This window comes from Brooklawnia propionicigenes (assembly GCF_030297015.1).
Taxonomy (GTDB): Bacteria; Actinomycetota; Actinomycetes; order Propionibacteriales; family Propionibacteriaceae; genus Brooklawnia; species Brooklawnia propionicigenes.
Genome location: NZ_AP028056.1, coordinates 2891502 through 2907377 on the forward strand (window position 1 = coordinate 2891502; position 15876 = coordinate 2907377).

A 15876-nucleotide genomic window follows, 5' to 3' on the forward strand; every position below is an offset into this window, starting at 1 on the left:
CGGGCAGGGAGGCCGGGGCGCATGCGCATAAGCTTGCCTGCGAGATGACCACACCTTCGCCGGAGCTTCCGCGTATTGAGTTCGACCCCGGATTGCCGATCAGTGCGCACGCCGAGCAGATCGCACAGCTGATCCGCGATCATCAGGTGGTCGTGGTGGCAGGGGAGACCGGCTCGGGCAAGACCACCCAATTGCCCAAGATCTGTCTGCTGGCCGGCCGCAAACGGATCGGTCATACCCAGCCCCGACGGATCGCTGCCCGCAGCGTCGCCGAGCGGATCGCGTCCGAGATGGGCGTGGCGCTGGGCGAGCTGGTGGGCTACCAGGTCAGATTCACCCGGCAGGCCGGCCGCGCGACCCGGATCAAGCTGATGACCGACGGCATTCTGCTCGCCGAGATCAGCCACGACCGCCAACTGCGCCGCTACGACACGATCATCATCGATGAAGCTCACGAGCGCAGTCTCAACATCGACTTCCTGCTCGGCTATCTCAAGCAGCTCCTGCCCGCGCGGCCCGAACTGCGCGTGATCATCACCTCGGCCACCATCGACACCGCCCGCTTCGCAGCGCATTTTTCCGATGCCCCGGTGGTGGAGGTCTCCGGACGCAGCTATCCCGTGGAGATTCGCTATCGTGCCTTGTCAAGTCCCGATGATCCGTCCGGCGACGGAATCGATCAGGCCGACGGTATCGTCGCGGCCTGCGCCGAGCTGCGCGGTGAAGGTCCCGGTGACATCCTGGTCTTCTGTTCGGGTGAGCGGGAGATCCGCGACGGCCTGACCGCGCTGGCAGCCGAGGACTGGCCGCAGGTCGAGCTGGTGGCGTTGCACGCCCGGCTCCCGGCGTCCGAACAACACCGCATCTTCACCGCGCACACCGGCCGCCGGATCGTGTTGGCCACCAACATCGCCGAGACCTCGCTGACAGTGCCCGGCATCCGCTACGTCGTGGACGCCGGCACAGCCCGGATCTCGCGCTATTCGGCGCGCACCAAGGTACAGCGGCTGCCCATCGAGCCGATCTCGCAGGCCTCGGCCAACCAGCGTTCGGGACGCTGCGGCCGGGTGGCGCCGGGCATCGCCATCCGGCTGTACAGCGAGGACGACTACCTGACCCGTCCGCCGTTCACAGAACCGGAGATCCTACGCACCAACCTGGCATCGGTGATCCTGCAGATGGCCAAAGCGAATCTCGGCGACATCTCGAACTTCCCGTTCGTCGAGGCGCCGGACGCGGCTCAGATCGGCGACGGGCTGCGGCTGCTGACCGAGCTGGGCGCGGTGAAAGCCAAGGCTCCGGTGCGGCTGACCCGGGTCGGGCAGCAGCTCGCGGAGCTTCCCATCGACCCCCGGCTCGGCCGGATGCTGATCGAGGCCGACAAGCGGGGTTGCCTGCGCGAGGTGCTGGTGATCGCGGCCTTCCTGGCGATCCAGGATCCCCGGGAGCGTCCGAGCGACAAACGCGACGAGGCCGACCGGCTGCATGCCCGCTTCTTCTCCGACGAGGCCATGACCGCCGCACTCGCCGGCGAGCGGAATGGACAAGCACCGGCGCGCTTCACCCCGCACACCGGCGGGCCCGGCCGCGCCGCGGCACGGGAGGCTGCATCGAGCCCGAACCCGCAGCCACTGCGACACACCCCGCACACGTCGAAGACGGCGCGAGCGCAGGGGCTGCGCGGCGAGGCGTCCGCCCCACAGCAGGCCACCGCGGTCAGCCCCGGCGGCGACATCATGGCCATCGTGCGGGTCTGGCAATACCTCAAGGTCAAACGCCGTGAACTGTCCGGCAACCAGTTCCGCAGGCTGTGCCGCGACGAGTACCTCAACTACCTGCGGGTGCGCGAATGGCAGGATCTGCACACCCAGCTCAAGCTCGTCTGCAGAGACCTGGGCATGCACCGCAACGACGTTCCCGCCGAGATACCGGAGATCCTGACCGCGGTGCTGTCCGGGCTGATCAGCCACATCGGTCTGCAACTGCCACCACCCAAACGCGACCCCAAGGCCCGGCGGGGGCGTCCGATCACCGAATTCATGGGTACCCGCGGTTCGCGGTTCGCCATCCAACCCGGTTCGGCGCTGGCCAAGAATCCACCGCCGCTGGTGATGGCCGTCGAACTGGTCGAGACCACCCGGCTGTGGGCGCGCACCGTGGCACCCATCGAACCCGAGTGGCTCGAACAGGTGGCCGGGCAGCTGCTGAAACGCAGCTATTCGGAGCCGCACTGGTCGTCCAATTCGGCCGGGGTGGTCGCCTACGAGAAGGTCATGCTGCTCGGGGTGCCGATCGTCGCCGAGCGCCTGGTGGACTACGCCCGGATCGACGCGCCCACCGCCCGGCAGATCTTCATCCGCTCCGGGCTGGTCGAGGAGCAGTGGAATCCCGGCGATACCCACGCGAAACACTACTTTCTGCAGCACAACCGGGCCGTGCTGCGCGAGGCCGAGGATGTCGCCGACCGCACCCGGCGGCGCGGCATGCTCGTCGACGATCAGGCGATCTTCGACTTCTACGACGCGCGGCTGCCGTCCGAGGTCACCTCAGGTGCCAGTTTCGACGCCTGGTGGCGCAACCACCCCGACCCGTCCTTCCTCGAATTCGACCTCAACCTGCTCACAGACGCGGACGATCGGGACGCGGCACGCGCCGACTTCCCCGATCGGTGGGCGGTTGCCGGGTTGAGCCTGCCCGTGAGCTACGTCTTCGAGCCCGGCGACGGACGAGACGGGGCGAGTGTGAGCGTCCGGCTGGCACAACTCAACCAGCTGCATCCCGAGCCGTTCAGCTGGCAGGTGCCCGGGTTACGCACCGAGCTCGCCACCGAACTGATCCGGCATCTTCCCAAGCAGGTGCGCACCAGCTTCGTGCCGGCACCCGACCGCGCCCGCGAGGCGCTGGCCTGGCTGGACGAGCACCAGCCGGACCATTCGAGAAGATTCTGCGATGAACTCGGACGCGCGTTGCGAGCGTTGACCGGAGTGGCCGTCGAGCCGGAGGACTGGCATCCCGACGAAGTGCCCACGCATCTGCAGGTGGGCTTCGTGGTCGCCACGCCAGGCAAGCCCGATCGCTTCAGCCGCAACCTCGGCGAGCTGCGTCAGGAGTTGTCGGCGCAGGTGTCACGGACGCTGACCAAGGCCGCGCCGAAGGTGGCGGCGTCGACCTCCTGGACCTTCGGCAGACTCGAGTCCAAGGTCACCATCAAGCGGTCCGGCATCACCGCGATCGGCTATCCGGCGCTGAAGGACCTCGGTCAGGCAGTCGGGGTGATCATCGCCGAAACCCCCGAACAGCAGGCAGCCGTCCACCGCCGGGGGATCCGCCGGTTGCTGGTGCTCACCAACCCCGACCCCACCCGCTGGACGGTTTCGCACCTGTCCAATACCGACAAGATGGTGCTGCCGTCCAGCCCCTATCCAAACGTCCCGGCTCTGTTGGCCGACGCCCGGCTGAAGGCGGCCGACCAGTGCGCGGCCCGCCGGCTCGACACAGCAACCGTGCGTGACCAGCAGACCTACGAGTCGCTGGCTGTGCAGGTTCGCCAGGAGCAGGCCGATCAGATGCGTCAGGTGGTGCAGGTCGCGGCGCAGGTATGCGAGCTGGCCCGCCAGATCCGGGCGCAGGCCGCCTCGTCGAAGATCGGGGCGGAAATCACCGATCAATTGGACAACCTGGTATTCGACGGCTTCATCGGATTCATCCGTGATCCCTGGTACGACCGGCTGCCGTACTACTGCAAGGCGATGCTGGCGCGGCTGACCTTGGCCGCGACCGACCCGACCAAGGACGCCCGGCTTGCCGGGGTGATCGATGATCTGGTGGCCGACTACGACGAGCTCTGTGCCGAACAGCCGCCCGGACGCCTGCCCGATGCCGTCGACGATATCGGTTTCCTCATCGAGGAGTTGCGGGTGCAGACCTGGGCGCAGACCCTGGGGACTGCGGTCACCGTCTCGCCGAAACGGATCCGCAAGGCGATGCAGGAGGCCCGCGTTAGCCAATCCTGATCATCGCAAGCAGATCAGCGGCCGGCCCGAGCAACTGCGCACCGGCCGGCCAGACCGCGTGCAGCGTGCGCCGCAGGCGACCGGATTGCTGCACCGCGACGTTCGCTATCAGACCTGCCTGCAGCGCCGCCGCGGCAGCTTTCTTGCTGGTCACAGCCGGGGCAACTCCCGCGATGACGCTACCCAGCACACCCGCATTGCTACTCACCACCGCCACCGGCGGCACTGGATCGAAATCGGCGAGCGCCCGGTCGAGCACATCCCTGGTGCCCGATCCCTCTTCCCGAACCACCAGCGGCGTGCGAGCCAGCCGCGCCAGATCAATGGGGGAGCGGCGCCTGGCCCACGGATGATCGGGGCGCACGATCACCACCAGCTGATCATGACCCACGGGGACCGCCGACAGCCCCGCGTGCACCGTTGGTGACTCAACCAACCCCAGCCGGTCGTCCCCGTCGGCCAGCTGTTCCATGATGAAGGCCGAGTTGTGTACCGACATCTTGACATTGGTGTCCGGATAGGCAGCGCGGAATCCGGCCAGCCAGCCCGGCGCATAGCATTCGGCAACCGTCTGAGAAGCCAATACATGCAGCTCGTGGGCATTGTCGTCACGCAGAGTGTTGATGGCCGAGCTGAAGGTGGTGCCCGCCACCAGTACTGGCTCTGCCCAGTGCGCCACCAGGGAGCCTGTCGGGGTGAGTTTCGATCCGGACGACGACCGCACCACCAGTGACTGGCCGAGCTGGCGCTCCAACCGGGCGATGGTGCGGGTGGCGTTCGGCTGCGCGATGCCGCAGGCATCGGCGGCTCGTGAGAGGCTGCCCAGCTCGTCGATGCGGACGAGCAGTTCGAGCGCCGCCAGATCAGGCCAACTCATATCGGAATGATATGGCCGCGATAGCCGATTGACCATTCCGTCCGGATCACTGGCCGGCCAGGATGGACCGGTGACCGAAACCGTCGAAGCACAGACTGCCCTCAGACCTGCTCGCCATCATGTTCGTCCCCGGGAGTGGATTCCCGGGCTGATCGTCACGGCGCTGGTGACGTTCGCAGCCCTGCTGGTCAATCAGCTCAACTCACTGTTCAGCACACTGCTGGTGGCCATCGTGCTCGGTGCGGTGATCGGCAATCTGCGTCCCGTCCCTGCCTCTTGGTTGCCTGGCCTGAGTTTCGCGTCCAAGTATCTGCTGCGCGTCGGTATCGTACTGCTCGGTCTTCAGATCTCCCTGGCCACGCTTGCCGGGTTGGGCTGGCAGCGACTCGCTCTGGTGGTGATCGTCGTCACCGTCGGAGTATCCAGTACCTTGTGGATCGGGCGCCTGCTCGGTATTGCCGGCCCGCTGCGAATGCTGATCGCCTGCGGCTTCTCCATCTGCGGGGCCGCAGCGGTCGCCGGCGCCAAAGACGTCTCGGGTGCGGACGAGGAGCAGACCGGCACCGCGCTCGGCCTGGTGGTGCTCTACGGTACGGTGTCGATCCCGGTTGTGCCGCTGCTGGCAGGACTGATGGGGCTGGATGCCCAGTCCGCGGCGACCTGGGCGGGTGCCAGTATCCACGAGGTCGCTCAGGTGGTAGCCGCAGCCGCGGCCATCGGATCGGACGCGATGACGACCGCCGTGACGGTCAAACTGGCCCGCGTCATCTGTCTCGCCGGCGTGGTGGCCGTGCTGGGCCTGATGACGCGCCGCACCGGGACGAGCGTCACCCAATCGGGAAACCGTCCAATGCCGATCCCCGGCTTTGTGCTCGGCTTCCTGGCGATGGTGGTGATCGGTACGGCCGTTGCGATCCCCGTCCCGGTGATGAATGTGGTAAAAACCGTGCAAAGCGCCGTGCTCGCGATGGCGATGGTGGCGCTGGGCTTCGGCATTCAGATTCGCGCGCTGCGCGAGGTGGGCCTTCGTCCTGTTCTGCTCGGTCTGATCTCGACCGTCATCGTCTCGCTGACCGCACTGGCCGGTGTGCTGATCATCGGCTGATCGACTGGTCGGCGGACGGTGAGCGTCCGAAAGCCGAAGCCCGAGGAGGCCCGGTTCGCGGCCGGCATCCTGCGCAGGCAGCCCGGCGTGCCGGTGAAGGTGAACCGGGGGGCGGCAGAATGGTTCTGCTGATCGCGGCAGAGTTCGGGACAGGCATCCCGGACACGACCTGACGAAGTCCGAAGGAGTCGATCATGAGCGTCCCACCAGGCCCGAATCCACCTTTCTTCCAAGGCGGGCAGCCCGCGCCTCAGCACGGCTATCAGCAGCCTGGCGCGCCGTACCCCGCAGGCGATCAGTACCCCTCCGGCGGTCCGTACCCGCCGTACGCAAACCCGGGCGGGGTGAACACGCAACCTCAGCCCAGGCCCGGGGGCAAGAAGCTGTTGATCGCAGGCGTGATCGTGTTGGCGGTCGGCCTGGTGGGCGGGGTCATCATGGCGATCATGGGTATCGGCGGCGCGGTCGGCACCCTCGACAGGTCGCAGGAGTTCTCCGTCAGCACCCAGGTCAGCGCCGAGTCCGGACAGGTCTTCCAGCTGTACAAGCCGGAGGGCTCCATGACGCCCAGCTGCGAGGTGATCGGAGCCGACGGCAGCATTCCCGGGGTCGGGACGATGCAGCACAGCACGGTCGGCAACGCCAACCAGTCATGGGAGTCGTTCGGCTCCTTCAGGGCCGATTCGGCCCAGCTTTACATGATCGTCTGTGACACCAGCACCCCGCTCCTGGTGGGGCCACCGGTGTCGATCGGCGGCATCTTCGTCGGAGTCGGCGGCATCCTACTGGCAGTCGCAGGCACCATCGTGGGGGTCATCCTCATCGCTGTCGGACTGGGCAAGAGGCCGGGCACCCGTGGCCGTCCGGGCCAGGGTTTCGCGGGGCCCACAACGCCCTACCCGACCAACCCATCGACGACATGGTCGCCCAATCGGTGATGGGTCAGCCGACGCCGACGGTTCCGGCTGAAGCGTCGCCGCTGCTCAGTCGGTGAGTACCACGGCCGAATGCGCGGGCAGCCGCACCGTCTGCTCGGCGGTCGAGGCCTCGCCCCAGCCGGCGATGATCCGCTCCCGCTGCTCGTCGACGCGGGCCGGACGCGGGCCGGGGCAGATGATCACCGTCACCGGCCCATGAACCATGCGGAACCAGTCGTCCCCGAAGTCCGTGTGCACCTGGCCGCCGCCGGTCGGGAAGAACTCGTGCCGCAGCTCGATCAGCCGCCGGTACCAGGCGAGCATCCGCGCGTTGGGCGGATCATCCAGTTCCCACCAGTCCAGCTTGCTGTTCTCGAAGGTGGACAGCGCCTGCGGATCGGGAATCGCCGGATCGGGTCCGTAGATCGCCTCCCAGTCGTGGCTCTGGAACTCGGCCAGCCGACCCTCGGTGACAGCCGCCCCCAGTTCGGGTTCGTGGTCGGTGAAGAACAGGAAAGGCCGTCTCGTGCCCCACTCCTGGCCCTGGAAGAGCAGCGGAGTGAACGGTGAGAGCAACAGCAGCGCTGCCCCGCCGGCCACCGCACCCGCGGGGAGCTTGACGTCGGGCCGGTCCCCGAGACCCCGGTTGCCCACCTGATCGTGGTTCTGGGTGAAGACCACGAATCGGCGCCGGTCCAGATTCTTGGGCACCGGCGCACCCCAATTCCGCTCGCGGAAGGTGGAATACGAGCCGTTGTGGACGAAGACATCTTCCAAGGCCTGACGCAGCACCGAGGCCGGACCGAAATCCACGTAGTAGCCGAAGGTCTCATCGGTCAGATAGGCGTGCAGCGCGTGATGCACATCGTCGGCCCATTGCGCGTCCATGCCCATGCCGCCGGCCGACCTCGGCTCGACCATGGACGGTTGGTTCAAGTCGGATTCGGCGATCAACGCGACCGGACGGGGCAGGCTGGGCCGGATCGCGTCCACCCGCTCGGACAGCTCGGCCAAGATGTGCTGCAGCGCCTCGTCGACCAGGGCATGCACGGCGTCCAACCGCAACGCGTCGATGTGGAACTCGCGCAACCAGCGGATGGCGTTCTCGCAGATGAAATCGCGGACGCCGTCGGAGTGCTCGTCGTCCAGGTTGATGGCCGATCCCCACGGCGTGTCGTGCTTGTCGGTGAAATAGGGCGCGAAGACGGGGGCGTAGTTGCCGGCGGGCCCGAAGTGGTTGTAAACGACATCCAGGCAGACCGCCAAGCCGCGTCCGTGCGCGGCGTCCACGAAGCGCTGCAGCGCTGCGGGTCCGCCGTAGGCTTCATGCACGGCATACAGGTCCACCCCGTCGTATCCCCAGCCGCGGTCACCCGGAAACGGCACCACCGGCATCAGCTCAACGGTCTGCACGCCGAGCCGAACTAGGTGATCGAGCTTGTCGATGGCCGAATCGAGGGTACCGGCGGGGGTGAATGTGCCCACATGCAGCTCGTAGAAGACCGAGCCCACCACGTCGATGCCGGGCCACTGCGCATCATTCCAGCGGTACGCGGACGTGTCGAACGCCCGGGACGGGCCGTGCACGCCGAACGGCTGTTGGGCGCTGCGCGGGTCGGGCCGCGGTTCTTGGTCGTCGATGGCGAGCAGGTAGTCGGTGCCTGCGGGCAAGTCGATCGTCCAATAGCCGGGGTCTTGTGGACGCATCGGTAGCCGCTGACCGTCCACCACGGCAAACGCCGAGTCGGCCAGCGGCGCCCACAACCTGATCAGCACCTCGGATCCGCTCATCGGGCATCCGCCGGGCCGTCGATGCGTTTGGGCGGTTGCACGGGAGTTCTCTCCTCCTCGCGGTTGACGAACCGACGGGTCAGCCAGCTGAGCAGGCCGCCCTCGGTCTCGGCGGCCGGCGCCGGACGGACCGGTTTCGGCTGGGGTGGCTGTCCGACGGCGCGGATGCTGGTGGTCCGTTCGGCGTCGGAGACCTCCTCCAGCACAGCGCAGGGGAAGCGCTCCAGCAGCCTGGTCAACTCGACCGGCCCTCCCGGGTATTCCTGGGCAGTGAGCACATCGAACCACTGCCCCTCGGGCAGCACCACGGTATTCCCGAGGTAGTCATCGACCTGCTCAGCCGACCGGGTCAGCCTGCTGGCGATCACCACGACCTCATCGCCAGCCCCACGCGAGTAGCTGGTCACATGCCCGGACGAACTCGGCAGCGGACGATAGGAGGCATGCGGCCCGACGAAGACTGCCGGACGCCGCCTGCGCAGCCGCAGGATGGCGCGGGTGATGTGGTATTTCTCCTCGGCCAGGCTGACCGGTGGTCGATCGGCGAGTTCTCGTCCCATCTTGGCCAGCGCGGCGAAGTCTGCCGGATGCCGATTGTCCGGGTCGACCAGGTAGTTCTGGACGGTCTCACAGGACTGATAACAGTCGGCCACGCCCAGGCAGGTCAGCTGCACGGCCTTGCGAGACAGGATCGAGGCCCTGGCCGCCTCGCTGGTGATGTCGAACCAGTCAGCGAAGGCGCCCATGACGTCGTCGTCGGCATACAGGTCGCCGATAGTCATGGCCAGCACACCCTCGGAAGCAGCATCCGGGTTGGTCCACGAGGTCCACAGTTTCTGCTCGCGGGAGGCTTTGATCATGTAGTCGCTGAAGCGCTCGATCTCCATCGGGCCGGCCGAGGTCCAGGTGCCGGCCAGGGTCTGCCACAGCAGGTTCTCGGTATGACCTTCGAGTTGGGACGTGTAGGGATGCAGCTTGGTCAGCAGCGCTCGCCACTCACTCGCGTACTGCGAGATCACCGTCATGCGAGCCCGCACATCTTCGGAACGCTTCGAATCGTGGGTGGTGCCGCAGGTCATGGTGGCGGGCCAGGTGGCCGCCATCTGAGCGCACCAGGGGTGGAACTCGTCGGGGGTCAGTCCCCAGGTCGCCGGGGACCCGCCCACCTCGTTGAGGGAGAGCAGATGGGTCCATCGATAGAACGCGGTGTCCTCGACGCCCTTCGCGGTGACCGCTCCACACACCTGCTGGAACCGGACGACGAGCTCTTCGCGCTGGGCCCGCTGGACGCGTTGCTCGGAGCCCACCTGGCGTCCGAGCACCAGGTCGACCACCAGATCCAGCGTGTCGTGCAACTCGGGATCCAGCCGCAGACGGGCCTTGGTTGCGGCGGCGGTGACCAACTCGACCGCCTCATCGGGTGCAGGTTCGCCGGGGACCACGTAGGCGCGATAGCGGGGGAATGCGATCACCAGTTCGGCCAGGCAACGGGCGATCCATCCCTGGGTGTGGTCGCGCAGCATGATGTCGTCTCGGCAGATCTGATAGGCCATCGAGGCGATGCGGTGCACCTCGGCGAACAGCGAGGTGGTCGTGATCTCGCGCTTCGCTTCGCCGATCACTTCATCCAGGGAGCCGGGGATGTCACCGGTGATGGTGTGTGCGATGGTGGCCAGCTCGCCGTAGCCATTGGGATCGCAGTACAACGCGCCGATCCGCCAGGCGGCGTCGTAGCCGGTGGTGCCTGCGACCGGCCAGTCGGCCTGCATCTGCTCATCGGCCTCGAGGATCTTCTCGGCGGTGATCCAGGCGCCGCCGGTCGCCGTGTAGAGCCGGCGCATGTAGCCGCGCGGGTCTGCCAGGCCATCGGGATGATCGATCCGGAAGCCATCGATACAGCCCTGCTGGTACAGCTCCAGCAGCAGGCCGTGGGTGGCGTGAAAAACCTCGGGATCTTCCACCCGCACTGCCAGCAGCGTGTCCACATCGAAGAAACGCCGGAAGTTGAGTTCCTCGGCGGCCACCTTCCAGTAGGCCAGCCGGTAGTACTGCTGAGCGACGCACAATTCGACCGGCAGATTCTCGGTGCCGGCCCGGACCGGAAAGACGTGGTCGTAATAGACGAGCACAGGTTGGGCACCCTCGTCCTCGAGGCCGGGGATCACGCGGTCTTCGAGGGTGATCTCGTGATTGGCGAGCACGGTGCCGATACGGGCCCCCAGGAACGGCATCAGAATGCCGTCGCCGTCGTCGGTGCCGTCGAACCAGCGCGCGTAGGGGGAGTGGGCGCCATACTTCAGCACCGACCAGACCGCCTTGTTGTGGTAGATCGGAGTGGGCACGCCCATGTGGTTGGGGACGACATCGACGATGATGCCCATCTGGCGCTTGTGCGCAGCCCTGGTCAGTCGCTCGAAGCCCGCGCGTCCGCCCATGACATCGCTGATCCGGGTGTGATCGACCACGTCATAGCCGTGTGTGCTGCCGGGCGCAGCCTGCAGAATGGGGCTGAGGTAGAGATCGGTGATGCCCAGGTCATCGAGGTAGTCCAGTTGCGCAGCGGCCTGATCGAAGCTCAGATCCGGCCCCAACTGCAGCCGGTAGGTGGACACAGGGATGCGTCGCCCGCTCGATGGCAGGTGCGCACTGCGCCCGCTCGGGGCTTGGCTGGCGATTTGTATGCTCTCAGTCACTAGCTTTCAGCCTCATCAATCGAAGATACGACTATTACAAACTACTCTCGCCGAGTCGACGCCGGGTTTTCTTTGCCGGTCTGCCTCAGGAACACAAGGTGTCGAGTTAGCGTTTAGACAAGTACCGACGAGAAGGGATCAGCGATGGATTTTGGTGACCGGCTGGAGGCACTGGCCAAGGATGTGCAGGCGCGGACAACCGAGTTTCTTGACTCGGTCAAGCAGAAGTATGAAGACTCCGACCTCGATGACAAGATCGATGCCTTCAAGGACGATGTCAGTGACAAGTACAACAAGTTCAGTGGATCGGTGAAGGGCAAGGTCGACGAATCCGACCTGGACGACAAGTTCCGCGGGTTCACCCAATCGCTCGGTGACAAGTACCGCGATATCTCTGACACCGTCAAGACCAAGTACGACGACTCTGATCTCGACGACAAGTTCGATGACCTCAAGAAGGACTTCGGCGGCAAGTTCGCCGACTTCAAGGCTGCCTTCTTCGACGCCAAGGACGACGCCGCCCAGGCCGCCTCCGAGACTGCAGCCGATGCTTCGGACGCTGCGCAGCAGGCCAAGGGTGCCGCCTCGGATGCCGTCGCCGACGCCAGTGACGCCGTCTCCGAGGCCGCCGAGCAGGCCAAGGATGATCTCAAGGATCAGTGACCAGACAGCACCGGTCTGATTCGGCTGAATCCGACCCGAACTGAATTTGCGCAGCCCTGCGGTGCCGCTTGCGGAATCGCGGGGCTGTTGCATCGCCGGTATCGTTCGTGAGGCTGTTCCATGGAGGCCGACGATGTGGCAGGGTAGGCGAGTGCCCGCTAACACTGCAGAATTGCTTGCCCTGCTTGATCTGACCCGCTTCGGCGAGATGTCCTTCGTGGCCCCCCATCCTCGGACCAGGATGCAGCGCACCTACGGCGGGCAGGTGCTGGCGCAGGCGCTCACCGCCGCCTATCAGACAGTGCCCCACGACCGGGTGGCGCACTCCCTGCACGCCTACTTCCTTCGCCCGGGCGCTGCCGACGATGACATGCGCTTCAATGTGCAGGCCATGCGTGACGGCAATACCTTCACCACCCGGCGCGTCGAGGCTTTTCAGGAGGAACGGGAGATCTTCATCGGCTCGGCCTCGTTCCATGGCCTGGAGCCCGGACTGAATCACGCCGATCCGATGCCGGCCGACGTTCCGGTGCCCGACGAGTGCCCCCGGTTGGTCGACGTCATGGACACCCGGTTCGGCTCCCATTCGATCTGGCATGAATGGGACGCCCTGGACGTGCGGTTCGCGGGTGATTCCTCACCCGGCGGTTCCATCAAACCAGGCCGCCACGTCGCGAGCATGCGGGTCTGGGTGCGCACGGAGGCCGCACTGCCCGACGATCTGCGCATCCACCAGGCGGTGCTGGCGTACCTTTCGGATCTGACGCTGCTGAGCGTCTCGACGGTGCCGCATCCGGTGGTGTTCATGTCCAATCAGCTGCAGACCGCCTCGATCGACCACGCAGTGTGGTTCCATCGCCGATTCCGGGCCGACCAGTGGCTGCTCTACGACATGTTCTCGCCCTCAGCGTCCTCGGCCCTGGGATTCTCCAACGGCCGGCTCTTCCAGGAGGGCAGGCTGATCGCGTCCTGCGCCCAGGAGGGTCTCATCCGTCAGGTCGAGTCCCGCGCCCTGCTCAGCTGACCTGCTGGACCCCCCGACCTACTGGCAGTCACGACAACGGCCCCAACCTTCACGAGGAAGGCTGGGGCCGTTGTAGGTGAATGCTACCGGCGGTCGCCGGGCGGGTCATCGATGGTTCTCAGGCGACGGCCACCGCGCTCTTCTCACGCAGTACGACCAGCGCTGCCCGCTCGATCTGGCGTACCCGCTCTGCGGTGATGCCCCAGACCTGGCCGATGTCCGACAGCTTGGCCTGACGACCGTCCAGCAGGCCGTAGCGGCGCCGGACCACGTCAGCGGAGCGCTCATCCAGACCTTCCAGCAAGGTGTCGAGACGATCGCGGTCCTCCTGGCTGAGCACCACTTCATCGGGGCCGGGTGCGGTCTCACGGGCGATCAGATCACCCAGCGAGGTATCGCCGTCCTCCTCCACGGGGGCGTCCAGGCTGACATGCTCCCGGCTGTACCGGATGAGGTCGATGACCTTGTCCTCGGTGACGTCGAGCTCGCGGGCGATCTCGGTCACCTCGGGGTCACGACCGAGCGTGCGCTCCAGATTGCGGCGTACCGCCGAGATCTGGTTGACCTGCTCGGCGACGTGCACCGGCAGCCGGACGATGCGTCCCTGCTGGGCGATGCCGCGGCTGATCGCCTGACGTACCCACCAGGTGGCGTAAGTGGAGAACTTGAAGCCCTTGGCGTAGTCGAACTTCTCAACAGCGCGGATCAACCCGGTGTTGCCTTCCTGGACGAGGTCCAGCAGCGGCATCTGGGAGCGGCCGTACTTGCGAGCCACCGAGACGACCAGCCTCAGGTTGGCGCGCAGGAAGTGCTGCATCGCCTCGTCGCCATCCTGAGCGATGAGTTCGAGATCTTCGCGGCTGGCGTCGGTCTTCGATTCCACCCGTCCGTCGAGAATCGCCCGTGCAAACTGCCCGGCTTCGATCCGGCGTGCCAGGTAGACTTCTTCTTCAGCATTGAGCAAGGGTGTCTTGGCGATCGACTCAAGGTACAGTCCGACCGAGTCCTTGCCATCGATGCCATCATTGGTGCGAACGCGAGTCTTGCTATCCATGGGTGTCTGCCTTTCTCTCAACCAATGGTGTAACGCACGAACCCGTCAATTTCTTTCATCAATCGCACAGTTTCTTTGAAAACGGGCCGTGCTGGGGGCATACTGCGACCCTGGTCGTACCCAGCGATCGTCCGGACTGCTCCGCAGGGCCCTACCCGGCGTGGGGTTCGCTTGGTGGTCGTGGCAAGATTGCTAGAGGCGCTTCTTGACGGGAGAGGTCTTGAACGCGTCCAGGTAAGAGTCGGCTCTCGAAAGGTCATTTGTGACTTCCACCACTGATCAGGCTGCCGGCGCGTTGGTGAAGACGGCGCGCACCCGCAAGACGAAGGTCAGCGAGCAGCCGACCGACGCGGTCCCTGCTGAGAAGGCTCCTGCAAAGCGTACTGGAAAGGCGACGGCCTCGGCTGCCGGCAACGAGTCCGCAGCATCAGCCGCAACCGGCGCCGCGACCACCACAGGGGCGCACAAGCCCAGCGCGCGGACGAAGAAGGCCTCTGCCGCCAGATCCGGGGGCACCCGGTCCCGCAAAGCCACCGCGAAGACTGCGGCCAAGGAGCCGACTGTTCAGGAGGTGGCCAGTCAGATGGTTGACGTCACAGTCAAACGCGAGGGGGACGATGTCGTGCTAACGGTCGGGGGCAAGAAACGCAACCTCGACGATGTCGACGACTCAAAGTTCGACTCGAAGGCCGCCGCCAAGGATGAGGCCGAACTGGTCGCCGACGGCGAAGCCTTCAGCCTCTCGGATTCCGATGATGCCGACGAACCGGAACAACAAGTTGTTTCGGCCGGCGCCACCGCTGACCCGGTCAAGGACTACCTCAAGCAAATCGGTAAGGTAGCGCTGCTCAACGCTGCTCAGGAAGTCGAGCTGGCCAAACGCATCGAAGCGGGCCTGTTCGCTGAGGAACGACTCACCGAGGGCACGGTCGTCGACCGTGACTACGAGGACTATCTGTGGATCAGTGAGGACGGCCACCGCGCCAAGAACCACCTGCTCGAGGCGAACCTTCGCCTGGTTGTGTCACTGGCCAAGCGTTATACCGGACGCGGCATGCTCTTCCTCGACCTGATTCAGGAAGGCAACCTGGGCCTGATCCGTGCGGTCGAGAAGTTCGACTACACCAAGGGCTACAAGTTCTCGACCTATGCGACGTGGTGGATCAAGCAGGCCATCACCCGTGCCATGGCCGACCAGGCGCGGACCATCCGTATTCCGGTGCACATGGTCGAAGTCATCAACAAGCTGGCCCGAGTACAGCGTCAGATGCTGCAGGATCTCGGTCGTGAACCTCTTCCCGAGGAACTCGCCAGGGAACTCGATATGACCCCAGAGAAGGTCATCGAGGTGCAGAAGTACGGACGCGAGCCCATCTCCTTGCACACCCCGCTGGGCGAGGACGGTGATTCCGAGTTCGGCGATCTGATCGAGGACTCCGAGGCGATCGTCCCGGCGGATGCAGTGAACTTCACGCTGCTGCAAGAGCAGTTGCACGATGTGCTCGACACGCTGAGCGAACGCGAGGCCGGCGTGGTCTCGATGCGATTCGGTCTTACCGACGGCCAGCCGAAGACGCTGGACGAGATCGGCAAGGTCTACGGGGTCACCCGCGAGCGCATTCGCCAGATCGAATCGAAGACGATGAGCAAGCTGCGCCATCCGTCCCGGTCGCAGATCCTGCGCGACTACCTCGAGTGATCGCCCGGTAGTCGGTCGGCCCGGCATGGCGGGCTCAAGC

General features: G+C 65.8%; 10 protein-coding genes. 6 read left to right on the forward strand and 4 right to left on the reverse strand.

All coding sequences use genetic code 11. The features are described from left to right. The first annotated feature begins 44 nt into the window (after positions 1 to 44). Positions 45 to 4013 carry an ATP-dependent RNA helicase HrpA gene (hrpA, locus tag QUE25_RS13350; RefSeq protein ID WP_286265815.1) on the forward strand — a complete coding sequence of 1323 codons (3969 nt, stop codon included), beginning with the start codon at positions 45 to 47 and terminating at the stop codon, positions 4011 to 4013. Here hrpA and QUE25_RS13355 read toward each other — a convergent pair. Then, positions 4000 to 4890, reverse strand: a complete 891-nt coding sequence (locus QUE25_RS13355; RefSeq protein WP_286265817.1) for a LysR family transcriptional regulator — start codon at positions 4888 to 4890, stop codon at positions 4000 to 4002. The two genes, hrpA and QUE25_RS13355, sit on opposite strands and share 14 nt — an antisense overlap. Positions 4891 to 4960: 70 nt before the next feature. Between QUE25_RS13355 and QUE25_RS13360 the strand changes: the two genes are divergently transcribed. Both QUE25_RS13360 and QUE25_RS13365 read left to right on the forward strand, forming a co-directional pair. After that, on the forward strand, positions 4961 to 5995 hold the full coding sequence (locus QUE25_RS13360) for a YeiH family protein (protein WP_286265818.1): 1035 nt from the start codon (positions 4961 to 4963) through the stop codon (positions 5993 to 5995). Positions 5996 to 6189: 194 nt separating this feature from the next. Next, a complete protein-coding gene (locus QUE25_RS13365; RefSeq protein ID WP_286265820.1) occupies positions 6190 to 6933 on the forward strand; it encodes a hypothetical protein in 744 nt (247 codons plus the stop codon). A 45-nt stretch (positions 6934 to 6978) separates the two neighbouring features. On the opposite strand, the gene treZ is transcribed toward QUE25_RS13365, so the two are convergent. Further along, entirely contained in the window at positions 6979 to 8703 is a 1725-nt protein-coding gene (treZ, locus tag QUE25_RS13370; RefSeq protein ID WP_286265822.1) for a malto-oligosyltrehalose trehalohydrolase, read from the reverse strand. Further along, a complete protein-coding gene (gene treY, locus QUE25_RS13375) occupies positions 8700 to 11396 on the reverse strand; it encodes a malto-oligosyltrehalose synthase (protein WP_286265824.1) in 2697 nt (898 codons plus the stop codon). The genes treZ and treY overlap by 4 nt, the downstream gene beginning before the upstream one ends. A gap of 144 nt (positions 11397 to 11540) precedes the next feature. Here treY and QUE25_RS13380 point away from each other — a divergent pair, with 144 nt between their 5' ends. After that, positions 11541 to 12059, forward strand: coding sequence for a hypothetical protein (locus QUE25_RS13380; RefSeq protein WP_286265826.1), 519 nt, complete (start codon positions 11541 to 11543; stop codon positions 12057 to 12059). Positions 12060 to 12210: 151 nt separating this feature from the next. Then, complete coding sequence (locus QUE25_RS13385) at positions 12211 to 13083, forward strand: acyl-CoA thioesterase (protein ID WP_286265828.1); 873 nt, start codon at positions 12211 to 12213, stop codon at positions 13081 to 13083. A gap of 118 nt (positions 13084 to 13201) precedes the next feature. Here the strand turns inward: QUE25_RS13385 and QUE25_RS13390 are convergent, their stop codons facing one another. Continuing rightward, on the reverse strand, positions 13202 to 14137 hold the full coding sequence (locus tag QUE25_RS13390; protein WP_286265831.1) for a sigma-70 family RNA polymerase sigma factor: 936 nt from the start codon (positions 14135 to 14137) through the stop codon (positions 13202 to 13204). Positions 14138 to 14435: 298 nt separating this feature from the next. On the opposite strand from QUE25_RS13390, the gene QUE25_RS13395 reads away from it, so the two are divergent. Further along, entirely contained in the window at positions 14436 to 15836 is a 1401-nt protein-coding gene (locus tag QUE25_RS13395) for an RNA polymerase sigma factor (RefSeq protein ID WP_286268574.1), read from the forward strand. Positions 15837 to 15876 lie beyond the last annotated feature (40 nt).

Excerpts from the sequence above, each read along its gene's own strand:
- hrpA (WP_286265815.1), top strand. The coding sequence starts at position 45 with ATGACCACACCTTCGCCGGAGCTTCCGCGTATTGAGTTCGACCCCGGA.
- QUE25_RS13355 (WP_286265817.1), bottom strand. The coding sequence starts at position 4,890 with ATGAGTTGGCCTGATCTGGCGGCGCTCGAACTGCTCGTCCGCATCGAC.
- QUE25_RS13365 (WP_286265820.1), top strand. The coding sequence starts at position 6,190 with ATGAGCGTCCCACCAGGCCCGAATCCACCTTTCTTCCAAGGCGGGCAG.
- treZ (WP_286265822.1), bottom strand. The coding sequence starts at position 8,703 with ATGAGCGGATCCGAGGTGCTGATCAGGTTGTGGGCGCCGCTGGCCGAC.
- QUE25_RS13380 (WP_286265826.1), top strand. The coding sequence starts at position 11,541 with ATGGATTTTGGTGACCGGCTGGAGGCACTGGCCAAGGATGTGCAGGCG.
- QUE25_RS13390 (WP_286265831.1), bottom strand. The coding sequence starts at position 14,137 with ATGGATAGCAAGACTCGCGTTCGCACCAATGATGGCATCGATGGCAAG.